The following is a 17,115-nucleotide window of genomic DNA, read 5'->3' on the forward strand; positions in this document are numbered from 1 at the left end:
TATAATAATGCTCTTGAAAATGAGATCAAAGAATATTTAGACATCCCCATAATAAATAATATAAAAAAAGTTCAAGAACACCTGATAAAACAACAACCTTTCTACTTCACCTATACTGATAGCAAAAATAACACTGAATCCTTTACTATTCTTTATGCTGAAATTGCTACTCATAATAGGCAACGAATATATNTAGAAAGGTTGTTGTTTTATCAGGTGTTCAAGAACACCTGATAAAACAACAACCTTTCTACTTCACCTATACTGATAGCAAAAATAACACTGAATCCTTTACTATTCTTTATGCTGAAATTGCTACTCATAATAGGCAACGAATATATCTAGATTGTTGGTGTGAAGAAGTAGAGGGAAGTCAAGATATTGAAGATTTACAGCACAACAGAACATTTAATCTTAAAAAAATATCGAATTTTACTATTGTTCCTGCTGAAGATAAAAAATGGAAATCTTCTGGATTGGATTCAATTTGTATTGAAATGATTTTTACAAAAGGACTGATATCAAAAGCCTTAGAAATAAAAGACACTAATCAGAATAAGTACAAGTCTATAAACCAGTTATCAGCTCGTCAAGTACAAGTTATTCAACCCATTACAAATACATTTTGGTTTTTTCAAGATATTTTAAGATATAAAGAAGATTGTGTAATTATTCAACCCGATCATGTGCGTCAGAAGTTTTATGAAATAATACAAAAAATGAATGATCTCTACAAAAAAGAAGATTAAAAATCTATTCTTGTTACAACATCTGACATCTCTCGGGAGAAAGAAATCTGAAGGATTTGGCGATCGCTTTTTTGAACTTGGGTAAAAACCCGAACCTCGACAGATGAAAGAATCGGCAAAAATATATTAGAATGTAGTACAGGACATTACATAGGGACAGTTAGCGGCGTTGATTCAAGCAGAAACCTTAGAACTACTGGAATGGCAGCGTTTGTGTCATCACCTCGCCACCTTTGCGACAACGAAGCTAGGGGCGGTAGTGACACGTAATTTGCAGATTCCCCAAACTCCCTCGGAAACATTGGAGTTGTTGGCGCAAACGAAAGAAGCCTATGAACTGGAATTGCGGTTAGCCAGTGGACTCTCACTCCAGGGAATTCAAGATATTGGCGACGCCCTCGAACGAGTTGAACGTCAGGGAATTCTTTCTGGGGAAGAACTTCTAAATATTGCAAGCACTTTAGCGGGGGCGCGACAGCTTAGACGCCAAGTTGATGCTCACCAAGAAGAGGTTCCGGTGTTGGCGGAATTGGTGTCTGAGTTGCGAACTTACCCGGAATTAGAACAAGAAATTCATCGATGTATTGATGATCGTGGGGACGTTACTGATCGCGCTAATCCCAAATTAACTGAAATTCGCAGCCAACTCAAAAGTACACGCGATCGCATTTATCAAATCCTACAAAGTATTTTACAACGCCAAGCCGGAGCGATTCAAGAACAGTTGATTACGCAAAGGGGCGATCGCTTTGTGATTCCGGTAAAAGCCCCCCAAAAAGCTCAAGTTCCCGGTATTGTTCACGATACTTCAGCCAAAGGAGGAACGCTTTATATTGAACCGAAATCAACCATTGAACTGAATAATCAACTGCGACAATTACAACGACGCGAACAAGCGGAAGAAGAAGTGGTTCGGCGGGTTTTGAGTGAACAAGTTGCGGAAGTTCAACCGGATTTAGAACGACTGTTAGTGATTGTGACAACGATTGATTTAGCCGTCGCCAGAGCGCGTTATAGTTTGTGGTTAGAAGCGAATCCGCCCACGTTTACCAATCTCAAAGTTGAAGATGAAAAAACCGAATTAATTTTGCCTTCAGAAACGGCAAACACAACGTTTCAAAATCCGGTAACATTGCGACAATTACGCCATCCGTTGTTAGTTTGGCAGCAGCAACATGAACAAGGAACAGCCGTTATTCCGATTGATGTAACGATTAAACCGACGATTCGGGTGGTGGCAATTACGGGGCCGAATACAGGCGGAAAAACGGTAACGTTAAAAACCATTGGCATGGCGGCGATCATGGCAAAAGTGGGGTTATTTATTCCCGCCCGAGAACCTGTAGAATTGCCTTGGTTTGATTTAGTTTTAGCTGATATTGGAGATGAACAATCGATTGAACAAAGTCTTTCGACGTTTTCCGGTCATATTCGTCGGATTAGTCGGATTTTAGAAGGAATTGCTCCGGTAGAAATGCAAGGCTTGGTGTCTGAAAATCAAGATGAATTTGAAGCTGTTAAAATCCGAGAAGAAACTGAAAATATAGATGAATTTGAACCCATAAAACCCAACAATCCGATCTCTAATTCTCTGATTTTACTCGATGAAATTGGGGCGGGAACTGACCCCACCGAAGGCAGTGCGTTAGCAACATCACTGTTACAATATCTCGCGGATTCCGCTTTATTAACGATAGCAACAACGCACTTTGGGGAATTAAAAGCATTAAAATATCAAGATGAACGTTTTGAGAATGCGAGCGTCGAATTTGATGAGAAAACGCTACAACCGACTTACCGTTTATTGTGGGGAATTCCTGGACGTTCTAATGCGTTAACCATTGCCAAACGGTTGGGGTTAAAATTAGAGATTTTGGAAACGGCTGCTTCTTATTTAGGCGGTGCTTCTCAAGATGTTAATGATGTGATTGCAGGTTTAGAAGCCCAACGAAAACAGCAGGAAACCAAAGCCGAAGCTGCGAGTAAATTACTCAAAGAAACCGAACGTTTGCATCAAGAACTTTCTCGAAAAGCCGCCGCTTTAAAAGAACGAGAACTGGAGTTAAAACAAGCTCAAGAAAAGGCGATTCAAGACGCATTAGTTCAGGCAAAAAGTGAAATTGCTCAAGTGATTCGCCGTTTACAACAAGGTCAACCCAAAGCCCAAGACGCTCAAAAAGCAACAGAAGCTTTAGCTCAAATTGCCCAACAACGTCTTCCTTCTCGCCAACAAAAACCCCCAGAAAAACCGAAATTTCAGCCAAAAGTTGGCGATCGCATTCGGATTCCAAGTATTGGTCAAACCGCAGAAGTTCTCAATGAACCCGATGAAAATGGTCAGCTTACCGTTCGTTTTGGTATAATGAAAATGAGCGTAAGTTTAGCGGAAATTGAATCTCTTGATGGTCAAAAACCTGAGATTCCAACAAAAAGTAAAAGTTCAGACAGTCATAAAAGTTCGACCTCAGAACAGGCGGCTGCACTGCCTCAAAAAGCAATGGTTCGGACTTCTAAAAATACGCTGGACTTACGAGGGAAACGAGTCTCAGAAGCCGAAATTGAGATTGATCAAATGTTAGGTCACATGGTTGATTTTGGAGCGATTTGGATTATTCATGGAAAAGGCACAGGACAACTCAGAAGAGGGGTTCAGGAGTTTTTGACAAACAATCCTTTAATTGATCGCTTTGAATTGGCAACTGAAGCAGAGGGCGGTGCAGGGGTGACTGTAGCTTATCTGAAATGATCATATTTTCCCTGCTACTTTTCGCAGGGTTTATAAGGCAAATAGGGTAATCGTCAAGATCAACAGGAGAAAGCCCATAAAACCTCCGTCTGTGTCATCTTTTGTCACCTTAGCTTGAGTGTATCCTGCGCCAGTAGAGCTGGTATAAACCTCGTTGCGTGAATAATTGGGAGTTTTGAAGTAGCCTGTGTTTTTATCACGGTCTTGAGATCTAGAAAAGTCACGTTTAAAGTCGCAGTTGAGACACCGAAAAACATCAGGATGTTGCTGAACAATTGTCCCTTTGCCACACTTAGGGCATTCTACTCTTTCTTGCATGGGTCTGTTCNCCAGTAGAGCTGGTATAAACCTCGTTGCGTGAATAATTGGGAGTTTTGAAGTAGCCTGTGTTTTTATCACGGTCTTGAGATCTAGAAAAGTCACGTTTAAAGTCGCAGTTGAGACACCGAAAAACATCAGGATGTTGCTGAACAATTGTCCCTTTGCCACACTTAGGGCATTCTACTCTTTCTTGCATGGGTCTGTTCTCCTGGTTTGACAATTTGTTTGGTTTAATAATGATGAGTTTGAATCGAAAGATTCATCCAACAGGGGATAGATAGTTTCGGCATTCAAATCATCTGTACTTTTCCTACAGTTGTTATAGCTTGAGTGTAGCGATCGCCAACCCAGGCTGTCGTCTGACTAAAGGATGAAAAACTCAACCCAAACTCAAAAAAAGGCAGACTTTGCCATTGGAGAGAAAAGATCAATCTTATTGCTTGCTATAAAACTTCCGAGAGAAGCTGATCTTGTAGNGTTGTTATAGCTTGAGTGTAGCGATCGCCAACCCAGGCTGTCGTCTGACTAAAGGATGAAAAACTCAACCCAAACTCAAAAAAAGGCAGACTTTGCCATTGGAGAGAAAAGATCAATCTTATTGCTTGCTATAAAACTTCCGAGAGAAGCTGATCTTGTAGCATCTTAATTAATTCCTGCTTGATCATGGGTTTTATGAAATAATCATTTGACCCCAACTGTTTAGCGAGTTGACGATAGCGATCGCTTTGACGTGAAGTTAGCATCACCACAGGGAGTTTTTCTCGGGAAAACTGACGACGACAATGACTGAGGAATTCTAAGCCATTCATCTCAGGCATTTCTAAGTCACAAATCACCAACTGCACTTCCGGGTGTTGTTGGATTTTAGCCAGTCCTTCTTTCCCGTGTTGGGCGGGAATTACCGTATATCCTTCTTGCTGCAACGTCGCACATAAAGATTGACGAGTGGTGAGCGAATCATCAATCACTAAAACTGTTGCTTGTTCTTGAGATAGGGGCTTCATATCATTAGGAATTAGCATCACTTGCTCGGCGCTTGCTTGCTGTTGTAACCATTTTTCTAACAACACTGGACTATCAACAACCGGAACCAAACGACCATCGCCTAATATTGTACAACCATAGAAGNGTCGCACATAAAGATTGACGAGTGGTGAGCGAATCATCAATCACTAAAACTGTTGCTTGTTCTTGAGATAGGGGCTTCATATCATTAGGAATTAGCATCACTTGCTCGGCGCTTGCTTGCTGTTGTAACCATTTTTCTAACAACACTGGACTATCAACAACCGGAACCAAACGACCATCGCCTAATATTGTACAACCATAGAAGTAGGGCGGTGCTTTTAAGGCTTTACCGAAGGGTTTGATTGTCAGGTTTTGTTCCATTAAAATTTGATCAATTTTTAACCCAATAGTTTCTAATCCTTCTGATAGCAACAAAACCATCACTTTTCCCGAAAACTGTGGGGTTCGGTTGGGTTCCCAAGCTGAAAGGTTTGATGGTTCATCGGTTTTAGTCGTTATGGGATAGCGATAATCTAACAACATGGACTGAACTAAAGGAACTTTTTGTCCTAACCAGTTATACATTTGTCCGTCTTCGTGAGATTCGATTTCTTCCTGAGAAGCAGACACAATTGCACCCACAGTATCCATCGCAATTGCAAATAAATTTCCGCCGATCCGAAAGACTAAAAGTTTAGTAATGGTGAGTGACCAAGGTAAACGCAGAGTAAATTTAGTCCCTTCATTCAGTTCGGATTGAATGGTAATATTACCTTTGAGGGCTTCTACTTGATGACGAACGGCTTCGAGTCCAACTCCTCGCCCCGATAAGTCACTGACTTGATCTTTTGTTGAAAAGTCGGGCAAAAATAGCAAATCATAAAGCTGATTTTTGGTGAGATATTGGGCATCTTTTTGAGAAACAATTTTCTTTTCAACTGCTTTTTGACGGATTCTTTCGAGATTAATTCCTCGACCATTATCTTGAACTTCTAGATAAATATAGTTGCCTTGATTATAGGCTTTGATCTCTATTTTTCCCTCCGAGGGCTTGCCTTTTTTTTGGCGAATTTCTGGCGGTTCAATTCCATGATCGAAGGCGTTTCTAATCAGATGTACGAGCGGATCGTAGAGTTTTTCTAAGACGGCTTTATCGACTAATGTCTTCTGACCACTGATGTTGAGTAGAACCTTTTTTTGTTTGCGAATTGATAAATCTCGCACCATGCGAGGAAATCGATTAAATAAGGATTCTACAGAAATCATTCTAGTTTCTGTGAGATTCTTTTGAACTTGTTGTAGCGTTTGCTGGCGTTTTTTAACNCTGATGTTGAGTAGAACCTTTTTTTGTTTGCGAATTGATAAATCTCGCACCATGCGAGGAAATCGATTAAATAAGGATTCTACAGAAATCATTCTAGTTTCTGTGAGATTCTTTTGAACTTGTTGTAGCGTTTGCTGGCGTTTTTTAACAATCTGATGACTTTGAAGGTTGAGGAGTTTCATTTCATATAAAACTCGTTCAGCTTTCTCCATTTCATCTAAGGTTTTTTGCAAATCTTTTTGTAATAAGCCTGCTTCTTCCCATTCTTCTAGGTTAAAATTATTTTGAGAGGTATTAAACTCGGTTACTTCTTGTAATCTACTTAAATATTTATGAAATTGATTCCAACTTTTACTTAAAATTTCTAACGAAGATTTAACCTTCTGAGTCTGTAATAAAAAGCTATTATCTTGAGTCGCTAATTCACCGACTAAATTATTAATCTGTTCTAAACGATTCAGATCAACTCTAACGCCTAATGTCAGTTGATTATTTTCGACTGAGTGAGTAGAAACAGCAGCAGAAGACGCCGAGTTTTCCGATTGATCAACAACCGATTCTGTTATTGCTAAGGATTGAGTTTTTTCAGAGGTTGTATGAGATAAATTTTGCAACTTTTCCGATTGATCAACAACCGATTTTGTTTTCGATAAAGACTGCTTTTCTAGGGTCTCTTGTTGAATTTTTTCAGGAGATGGAGAGGAAGATTCCCTCGGGGGTTTTGAGTGATTTTTAGTCTGATTTTGGGTTTGCGGTTTTGTGAGTTTTAATAAAATTTCACTCGGTTTTCCCCCTTGATCGCGATCGCCAGATAACACTGCTTTTTGAGCCTTCCAAAAGTCAGCCAATGCCACTTGACCCACTTTTATACTCAATTTTGGATTCACTTGAATCGCTTTAATTGTCGCTTCTGCAATCATCGTAAATCCAGGCAAACTCAACATTTTTCCGAGGGTTGCAAAGACTTCCGCTTGGTTTTTCAACTCTTCAGAGAGATTATACTTTTGAGGATGAATTAACACCTGTTCCCAACGTCGCAACCCAGACGGCACCTCTTCATTAAATAGAAACACCGTCATATCCGTTTCCATCGCCACTTCGGGAAGTTCTGCGGCTTCATCTAAAGGATGTCCGAGTTTGATTTCCAGTTGTTTAAAAATCGACTGAGAACGCTTTTCCGCCGCCTCTTGCTGACATTTTCCCTTTTCAATTTGTTCGATAATTGGCGATCGCAAACAGTCAAAAGCTTGTAGCAATAACTCCTCTAATTCTAAATCAAAAACCGTATCCTCTGCATACAACGCTCGAATCGCATTTTCTAAATTATGAGCAATATCTTGAACACCCATCAACCCCACACAAGCCGCCCCGCCTTTGATCGAATGCGCCGCCCGCATCAGGGCGTGAAGTTTGGGCATTTCATGTTCTTGCGTTAGCGTCATTAACCCTTGTTCTAAAATGTGCAGAAGTTCCAAAGATTCTTGCACAAAAAACTCATAGGCTTGGTCGTTAGTATCAATCATGGTTTGAGGGGAAATACAATGATAATGTGTGATAATTCTTTAGGCAGGTGGGTTAACTCAACCCACCCGAAAATCCGCCCCAGCTATTCATTAACGGTAAACTGAGCAACACCTTTTTGGAGTTCACCCGCCACACCCAAAAGTTGCGTAAAAGAATCTGCAACCGTCAGAGATTGTTCAGAGGTAGATCGGGCAATGGCTGCGACTTCCTGCATTGTACCCGACAACTGACCCGAAGTTTCCGCCTGAGCCGTTGCGGAACCCGCAATTTGTTCAACTAACTCGCGAATTGAACGACTCACCTCAACTAAATCTGTTAACGTTTGACGAGTATCTTTGACTAAATTCGTCCCCAATAATACCCGTTTCATCCCCACTTGCATCGCCCGAATCACTTCATTAGTTTCCGCTTGAATTTCCTCAACAATTTGTTCAATTTCTGCCGATGCACTCGCAGATTGTTCGGCTAAAGTTCGCACTTCGGTTGCAACGGTTGCAAATCCTTGATCATCTTGACTAGCGCGTGTTGCTTCAACTGAGGCATTCAACGCCAAAACATTGGTTTGGTTGGCAAATTCGCCAATTAAACTAACAACTCGAGAAATTTTCTTAGAGGCTTCACCCAAATTTTTAACCTTACGGGCGGTGGCGTGAACGGTTTTTTGAATCACCATAATTCCCTCAACCGTGCGGTTCATCGCTTGATCAGAAGTTTGCAGAATTTGACTGGCTTGTTGCACTTTCATTTCTGCGGATTGGGCGTTTTGGGCGACGGCTTGAATGGAATTTGCCATGACTTGAATTTGAGTCAACGCATCTGCTATTGTTTCTGCTTGTCGCAAAGCTTCATTGGATAATTGTTTGATATCTTTTTCGCTTCCTTGTGCCGTTTGCGCCACCACAGTCGCGGCAGATTGTACTTGTAATACTAACCGTTGTAAGTTCTCAATCGTGGCATTAAAAAAGTCTGCCACTGTTCCCATCACCCCTTCACTGACTCGCGCCCGTACCGTCAAATCTCCATTAAATGACTCTTCAATATCCCCTAAAAAGTCTTCGATTTGGTGTTGCAACATTTCGTTCTGTTTCTGCTGTTCATAGGAGGCTTTTTCGGCAGATTGACGGGCTTGTTGGATCTCTTCTAGCAGTTGGGCTTGTTCTAGGGCATAACCAACTTGCAGCGCCACTTGTTTAAAGACTTCCACTTCCGATGCAGTCCATTGGCGCTTACTAAAACATTGATGCGCCCCCAACAAACCATAGAGTTTTTGCTCGACTAAAATCGGCACCACCACATTAGCTTTGACTTGCCATTTTTGCAGTTGTTCTTTGTGACAAGGACTCAATTCGGCGATCGCAATATCTTCAGTGACTTGTATTCTACCTTTGCGGTAGGGTTCAACATATTCAGCCGGAAAACAAGGAACATCTGTTTCCATTTCGATGATTTTTAACCAACCGGGTTTAACAGACTCATAAGCAATTTCTCCATGCCACTTTTCATCAAAGCGATACACTACAACTCGATCCGCTTGCATCAAAGATAACGATTCTTCAACGCTTGTGCGAAAAATTTGATCCAGATTGAGAGATTGACGAATTCGAGAACTAATCTCACTCAATTTCCGAGCTTGTTGCGTCGCCGCCCGTTGTTGTTCGAGGAGAAAGGCTTGATCTAAAGCATAACCGACTTGAATGGCAATCTGTCGAAAGAAGTCAATTTCAGTCGATTTCCACTTGCGCGCACCCGAACATTGATGAGCAATGAGTAACCCGTGTAATTTTTGGTTACTGACAATTGGTGCGACTAAATTTGCCTTCACACCAAAGGGTTCAAGCTGCCCAATATGACATTCAGTTAACCCGGCTTCATAGATATTTTCTGTGGCTTGTACCCGCCCTTTGAGATAGGGTTTAACGTAGTTTTGAGCAAAGCAAGGATCGTTAATTTTTGCCCCTAATGCTTCAGGAAAACCCACAGAAACCGATTCTGCCACCACAGTCCCCACCCAATTGGCATCAAACTGATAAACAACCACGCGATCGCTTTTTAACGCTTCTTGAGTATCTTCAACGGTGGTATTAAAAATATCTTTGGGGTTGAGAGATTCCCGAATATGGGAACTAATTTGATTGAGGCGACGGGCTTGTTCTGCGGCTTGTTGTTGTTGTTGCAGCAACAGCACCTGATCGAGTGCTAAACTCAGTTGAGTAGCGAGTTGTTTAACGAAGTTAATATCGGATTCTCCCCATTTTCTCGGCCCCGAACATTGATGGACAATGAGTAGTCCGTGTAAACGAGTTTCTGCAATAATTGGGGCGACAATATTGGCTTTAACGCCGAAGGGTTCCAAGAGTTTAATATAGCAATCTGTTAACCCAGATTCATAGATATTTGACATTGAACTAATCCGCCCTCGTAAATAGGGCTTGACATACTCCCCTGCAAAGCAAGGATCAGCGATTTTTTGACCCATTGTACCCGGCCAACGTTTGTCTACAGATTCCGCAACAACGGTACCGATCCAATCTTCATCAAATTGATAAATAATTGCCCGATCTGCTTTTAACGCACCTCGAGCTTCTTCAACAATCGTATCGAAAACTTCTTCTCTGTTGGGTGTATTCCGAAGTCGGGCGGTAATCTCGTTCAGGAGTTTGGCTTTCTGGGCGGCGGCAAGTTGTTCTTGCAGGAGATAGGCTTGATCGAGGGCGTAGCCCACCTGTACGGCAACGTTTCGCATTAAGTCAATTTCTAATTCTGTCCAGACTCTCGGCTCGGAACATTGGTGAGTGATCAATAGCCCCATGAGTTTATTATTGACGAGCAGGGGAGCGACTAAATTCGCTTGAACGGCGAAACGTTCCAGTTGACCGAGATAGCATTCGGTTAAACCTGCTTTATGGATGTTTTCGGTGGCTTTGACTCGTCCTCGTAGGTAGGGCTGCACATAACGTTCAGCAAAACAGGGATCGGCGATTTTGGCACCGAGAGCGATCGGCCATTTATTATCAACGGATTCGGCGATCACGGTTCCTTTCCAGTTGGCATCAAATTCATAGACAACCACACGATCGCTTTTTAGCGCCTCTCGGGTTTCTTCGACGGCGGCGGTGAGAATATCTTCAACGTTGAGAGATTTCCGCAGTCCGGCGTTAATTTGGTTGAGGCGTTGGGCCATGCGGGTGGCTTCTCGTTGTTTTTGCAACAACAAGGCTTGGTCAATGGCGTAACCCAGTTGAATCGCCAGTTGTCGCATAAATTCGACTTCCGGTTCCATCCACAGGCGAGGTTCGCTACATTGATGGGCGATCAGTAAGCCATAGAGATGACCTGTGGGGTTTTCGGTGGTTTTGGCGAGAATCGGGGCGACGAGGTTGGCTTGGACGGCGAAAGGTTCGAGTTGGCGGAGATGACAGTCGGTGAGTCCGGCTTCGTAAATGTTGGCGGTGGCTTTGACTCTGCCTTTTTGGTAAAATTCCACGTAGCGCTCGGCAAAACAGGGATCGGCAATTTGCGCCCCCAGGGCGATCGGCCAGTCTACGTCTACGGATTCGGCGATCACGGTGCCTTTCCAGTTTTCATCAAACTGATAAACCACTACGCGATCGCTTTGCAGGGCGGTGCGGGCGTCTTCAACAACGGTTTTGAAGATGTCTTCTATGTTGAGAGATTCCCGCATTCGCGAGGTGATTTGGTTAATCAGTTGGGCTCGTTCGGCGGCGGCCCCTTCTTTTTCGATGAGCGCTTGCAGTTGGTTAACCCGTCGATCAATATTGGAACGTAATACGCTTAATTCTTTAGCCAGGATTGTGGTTTTGGCTTTCAGTCCCAAAGATTGGGCGGCGGCGGAATTCATCGGCTGCACTTCGGCTTCAACTTCCACAACTGATTCTGAGGGGATTAAGTTGGAGTTTTCGGTTTGTTTTTCGGCAGAAAGTGCGGAACTTTGAGGCAGAGAAGCGGCGCGCAGATTGGGATTTGAATTGCGATTTTCGCTTGAGTTGGAAGGGCGATAAGGAGTTTTAGTCATTAGTCTGGTGGGAGTCTTAAGGGTGGATAATTTTGGAGAAAAAATGATTAATTTTTTAAAACTAACTTGTCGGATTTATCGGTTAATCCTGCACTAAATATTGAATCAGGGCTTCAATATTAATAATCGGCAAGATGCTACCATCAGGATGGGTCCAACTGCCTTGAATACAGAGGTGTGGAATAGCTGCTGCTGATTCCTCTATATTCAGGGAATTTGCAAGGCGTTTGAGTTGATTTAAACTCAGATCAGCAGGTTGAATGCTGCTCGGTTCACAGCTTACTAATTGTCCGATTTGAGCGACCAATAAACCTAGATTACCTTGTTGACTTCTGATTTTGAGAATACTACAATTCGACTGAATATTAGCAGATTTTATCAGGGGTTCCAAGCCGAGTAGATAAGCCAGATCAACTAACCACAGGACTTCCCCCTGCCAAGGACAGACTCCAATCACCGCCTCTGGCATCTGCGGAATCGTGATAATTGTGGCTGGATCGAGTCGAACAATTTCTGCTAATTGTTGAGCCGACAGTAAGGCTTGCAGATTAGGGTTGAGCGAAAAACTCAAAAACTGTTGAGCCGGAGTTGCAGTAGCAGATTGCCCCTTCATTTTTAGTGGGTTGTGATGGAATTAAGTCTCCCATTTGAGAGTTTTGACTCTACGATGGGTTAACTTGCCTTATTTTAACTTAAGTTTTCGGCAAACTGGCTTAAACTTAAAAAAACGTTTCAGAGTTTTGCAAAAGTTTTTTTCAGTCTGTTTTTGAGGCGTTTAAGTTGATAAATTCCCCGCTTAAAATCCTATTTTTTATAAAAGTTATGCACCCATTTTACCGATGCTGAATGAGGCTGGGCATTTTTTTGAGTAGATGTTAATTTTTACGGGAAAAGAATAACTGCTCCTATAGCAGAAATCAGGAGACACCGAGACTGGAGACAGAATTGAAACCTTTATCATAAAAGGATTTGACAGAAAAACAGTGTCCTAATCNGACACCGAGACTGGAGACAGAATTGAAACCTTTATCATAAAAGGATTTGACAGAAAAACAGTGTCCTAATCAACTCTTTCTCTGCTATACAATAATTTCTATTTTATAGGATTTCGGCATCGCCATTAATTGCTAATCGGTTTAGCAGAATGCTCGGAGGAAGTCGAAACTTCTTTTTTTGCTCCTTCAGTCAGACTGTAAGTTCTCAGTCGGGGAAATTTTTCAGCTAAGTGTTTGCGAACCACCTGCAACGTATCACGAGGATTCGGCGGTTTACTCAAAAAATCTGAAGCACCTGCGAGTTTAGCGTAGTTTCTATCAACCACCGTATCCCGACTGGTGAGAATCACAACAGGGGTATTCTGAAAAATCGGAGCATTGCGTAAAAACTTACAGACAATATATCCGTTTGCATTGGGCATGACTAAATCTAAAAAGATTAAATCGGGCTTATGTTCGGCAATTTGAGCCAGTCCTTTCACCGGATTTTGGATACTCAAAATTTGACATCCCATTGGTTCGAGAATTTGCTTGAGACTTTGAGCCGCTACCGGGCTATCATCAATACAGGCGATTAACGGTTGCTTGCGAGTCGAAGATGATTTATCAGTATAATCCGTTGAATTTTTTGTGGTTTTTGTGAGGTTTTCTTCGGCTTTTGCTGGCAAATNTTGCTTGCGAGTCGAAGATGATTTATCAGTATAATCCGTTGAATTTTTTGTGGTTTTTGTGAGGTTTTCTTCGGCTTTTGCTGGCAAATCCGGCAACATTCTAAACTGCAATAATCCTTTCTGAAGTAAAGGAACTAAAGCCCGAGTAACACTGACTAAAGGCTTTTCGATTTGCTGGGAAATATCCCACAACGTCAAGTCTCCATTCAGATATTTGACTAAACCCGAGAGGGCTTTCGGATTAACGGGTTTGGTCAAAACCGGAGCCAGATTGGGGTCAAGGTTGTTTAAGTTTGCCGTTTGCCATTGGCTTTGTATTTGGGCAACTTGAGGTAGAATACTTTTGACTTCCTCATAGGAAAGACTAAGGTGCTTTGAAAAACCAGATTCTAGGGAAGTATGAGCTTCCCAATGAAAGTTTAAGTCGATAGGGCGAGTCATAGAAAATAACACTTCACTCAGGACTCGTCGCATCACGCCTTTAGCTTGAGAAAGGTTAAGTTCCTGACGACGAATTCCCTGATATAACAGCTTATATTCCCACAACAAATGCTCAATGGGTGGTGAGGAGGGTACTGTTATTTTTGGGCAGTATTTTTCGATGGCTCTTGACCACCGTCTGACTCGATGAACATTGGTTGCAGCATAGAGTAATTGGCCTTGGCTGAAGTAAAGTTTTCCTTCTTCGGTATGGCTGCTGAGANAGGTTAAGTTCCTGACGACGAATTCCCTGATATAACAGCTTATATTCCCACAACAAATGCTCAATGGGTGGTGAGGAGGGTACTGTTATTTTTGGGCAGTATTTTTCGATGGCTCTTGACCACCGTCTGACTCGATGAACATTGGTTGCAGCATAGAGTAATTGGCCTTGGCTGAAGTAAAGTTTTCCTTCTTCGGTATGGCTGCTGAGAGTTAGGATACCACTATTGTGATGTTGACTCAACTGCTGTAATTTTTGATCAAGCTGTTTAAGATGTATGTATTCGGTTGTTGTCATGGTGGGTTCGCAGTGGGTAGACGCCAAGTTGACAGGCTAGAGAAATCCGATAGATGAAGCTGAGACACCAGAGCGACTTTCGTTGAGAAGATCAATGGATTTCTTCTCCAGAAATTGGTCTTTTCACGGGATCATCAATACTAAGTAAAAAAACTTAAAAATCAGATAAACAAGGAGTCTCTATCCTGATCTTAGATCTATTTTTTAAGAATTATATTAATTTTTATTGTTCTATTAGGAACTAATATTTTTGAGTTAAATCAACTCTAGAAGTGAGCATTTACAACTCACTTCCTAACTGATTTTTTCCCGGAATTTAATTTCAAAATAGATTTTACATTCAGAACAAAGAAGCTGGTTTGATCGAGTAAAGTTGAGCGTCGGGGTGATTCTAAGCGAGTCCCGCTTGTCCAGAAGGGATTGTAAAACTTCTGACTGTACTGATCAATTCTTCGCGATTAATTGGCTTAGTTACATAGGCAGATGCCCCTTGTTTTAATCCCCAGTTTTTATCAATTTTAGCTGATTTACTCGAACAAATAATAATAGGAATATGAGCAGTTTTGTTCTGATTTTTTAGCTCCCGACACAACCCAAATCCACTTTGTCCCGGCAAAACGACATCGGTAACAATCGCATCAAAAATTTTATGTTCTAGCAAGGCTTTAGCGGCTTCTGCCGTTGTCACATTGTGAACATCAAAACCGGATTGACGTAAGCAACCAATCATCACGTCTGCTTCAGTCGAATTGTCTTCTATTACTAATATACTTGTCATTGCACAACCTCATCAATAATTTAAACTTTTGACTCAAACTTCACTCAAAATTTACAATGTATTCTATCCTGTATTATTGCTCAAGTTAAAACCTTTGAAGATCTCGGAAGGTATTTTTGGACGATTTCCAGAGTCTCCTGAGCCTTCGGAGGTTTGACTAAAAAATCGGAAGCACCCACAAGTTTAGCACGACTGCGATCAATAACATTATCCCGACTGGTGAGAATGATCACAGGTGTATGCTCAAATAGAGGTGCATTTCTCAAAAATTGACAAACGGTGTAACCATTAGCATGAGGCATGATTAAATCTAAAAAGATTAAATCCGGTTTTTGTTCGGCAATTTGAGCTAAGGCTTTAACAGGATCTAGAATTCCCACCACTTTATAGCCAGCAGGTTCGAGGATTTTTCGTAAACTTTGAGCAATCACAGGACTATCATCAATACAGGTGATCAGAAAGGGTTGCTTACGGCTTTGAGATGAAGCATCTGAAGGGGGTAAAGTCTTAGTCGGGGTTGGACTTATAGGGGCTGAGACATCAGGAATTCGCCGCAGTTGAAGAATACCTTTTTTAATCAAAGGAACTAAGGCTTTCGTGATGGCGGTGACGGGTTTTTCCGTCCTGACAGCAATATCCCATAAGGTAAACTTGCCATTGAGATATTTAGCCATGCCGGAAAGGGCTTCAGGATTCAGTTTCTTTTTAGACACCGGAGATAAATCAGGACTAATACTGCTTAAACCTGCGGCTTGCCACTGCTGTTGCATTTGATCGGCTTTGGCAAAAATCGGNACTAAGGCTTTCGTGATGGCGGTGACGGGTTTTTCCGTCCTGACAGCAATATCCCATAAGGTAAACTTGCCATTGAGATATTTAGCCATGCCGGAAAGGGCTTCAGGATTCAGTTTCTTTTTAGACACCGGAGATAAATCAGGACTAATACTGCTTAAACCTGCGGCTTGCCACTGCTGTTGCATTTGATCGGCTTTGGCAAAAATCGGCTTGACTTCAGGAAAAGACAGCGTTAAACCGAGAGAAAGTTGGGTATTTTCTTCTTGATAGGATTTCCATTGGCAACTGAGATCACTGTAACGAGCCAGAGAAAAGAGTATCTCTAAGCTGACTTGACGAATCACAACTTTAGCCTGAGTTAAACTGATTTGCTCTCGGGCTACTCCTTCATAAAGCATCTGATATTCCCAGGGTTTATTCTGCTCAAATGAAATCAGTGCCGATGAAGGTTTCCAACCGGAGCAATACTTCACCACTGCCCTTTGCCAGCGTCGCACCCGATGAAACTCACCTGTAACATAGAGTAACCGACCATAAAACAGGTGAAATTGTCCTTCTTTTTCATGGGTTGAGAAGCATAAGTCCCCTGTTGCCATTTGCTGACATCGGCGATCTAATTCTTGTGCTAATCGTTGGTAGGGAGTAGATTCGTCAGTTAACATCCTATCCTCATTTTATCAGAATGTTTTTAGCTTGGGAGACTTAGTAATCCGCCAGAAACTCAGTTGCTCCTCTATTATTTATTATCACACACATACGCGACAACATACCAGTTTGCTCAACGGTTCGTCTGGATGACTCGCTGGATGATTTGATGCAGGTTTTCCGTCAAATCCACTCGGTTAGAGCGCTTAGGTATCCTCTTAATATACAAATTCCGTAATTTTACGGAGGTTAGTTTTTAGTGAGGGGAGAGCATCGCCAATTATCTACGCATTTTCCGTAAATTTATAAGAAATATTTCTTCTTCAATAACGGTTTTCCTTTGACCACAGCAGCAAGAGAACTTCTGTTCGCTATATTTGCGAGTTTGTTTCTACTTAGGGTATAATCTGATCGGCTAGCTTTATCTTGTCATGCAAGATTACCAAAAATTGCCGCACACGCCCCTACCTTCAGGTATGGGGATATAAGGCTCTTTCTAATGCTATAATAACTCAACTGGCAGGGT

The 17,115-nt window shown here is 41.9% G+C and carries 8 protein-coding genes and 3 pseudogenes; 2 read left to right on the forward strand and 9 right to left on the reverse strand.

The window, feature by feature from the left end; genetic code table 11:
* Window positions 1-192: hypothetical protein (locus WN50_RS36660; protein WP_235441158.1), on the forward strand; the 192-nt coding region annotated here is incomplete at both ends.
* 726 nt (window positions 193-918) lie between these two features.
* Window positions 919-3,495, forward strand: coding sequence for an endonuclease MutS2 (locus WN50_RS28115; protein ID WP_046279621.1), 2,577 nt, complete (start codon window positions 919-921; stop codon window positions 3,493-3,495).
* A gap of 926 nt (window positions 3,496-4,421) precedes the next feature.
* Here the strand turns inward: WN50_RS28115 and WN50_RS37890 are convergent.
* The 9 genes and pseudogenes from WN50_RS37890 to WN50_RS36670 all read right to left on the reverse strand — a co-directional run.
* A complete protein-coding gene (locus tag WN50_RS37890) occupies window positions 4,422-4,838 on the reverse strand; it encodes a response regulator (protein WP_425354847.1) in 417 nt (138 codons plus the stop codon).
* A 107-nt stretch (window positions 4,839-4,945) separates the two neighbouring features.
* Window positions 4,946-6,090, reverse strand: a pseudogene (locus tag WN50_RS37895) (chemotaxis protein CheA); the annotation flags it as partial.
* Window positions 6,091-6,148: 58 nt separating this feature from the next.
* Window positions 6,149-7,671, reverse strand: a pseudogene (locus WN50_RS37900) (Hpt domain-containing protein); the annotation flags it as partial.
* Between the two features lie 83 nt (window positions 7,672-7,754).
* Window positions 7,755-11,705 (reverse strand): GAF domain-containing protein, encoded by a 3,951-nt coding sequence (locus WN50_RS28135; RefSeq protein WP_046279618.1) that lies wholly within the window; start codon window positions 11,703-11,705, stop codon window positions 7,755-7,757.
* Window positions 11,706-11,787: 82 nt separating this feature from the next.
* On the reverse strand, window positions 11,788-12,318 hold the full coding sequence (locus WN50_RS28140) for a chemotaxis protein CheW (protein WP_049561440.1): 531 nt from the start codon (window positions 12,316-12,318) through the stop codon (window positions 11,788-11,790).
* Between the two features lie 507 nt (window positions 12,319-12,825).
* Window positions 12,826-13,368, reverse strand: a complete 543-nt coding sequence (locus tag WN50_RS36665; RefSeq protein ID WP_281062915.1) for a response regulator — start codon at window positions 13,366-13,368, stop codon at window positions 12,826-12,828.
* Between the two features lie 707 nt (window positions 13,369-14,075).
* Window positions 14,076-14,371, reverse strand: a pseudogene (locus WN50_RS37905) (DUF4388 domain-containing protein); the annotation flags it as partial.
* 391 nt (window positions 14,372-14,762) lie between these two features.
* Window positions 14,763-15,149: a response regulator transcription factor gene (locus WN50_RS28150; RefSeq protein WP_046279616.1), complete on the reverse strand. Its 387-nt coding sequence runs from the start codon at window positions 15,147-15,149 to the stop codon at window positions 14,763-14,765.
* A gap of 80 nt (window positions 15,150-15,229) precedes the next feature.
* On the reverse strand, window positions 15,230-15,943 hold a 714-nt coding region (locus tag WN50_RS36670; protein ID WP_152964950.1), incomplete at its 5' end, for a response regulator.
* Between the last annotated feature and the right edge of the window lie 1,172 nt (window positions 15,944-17,115).

It is taken from the genome of Limnoraphis robusta CS-951, from assembly GCF_000972705.2.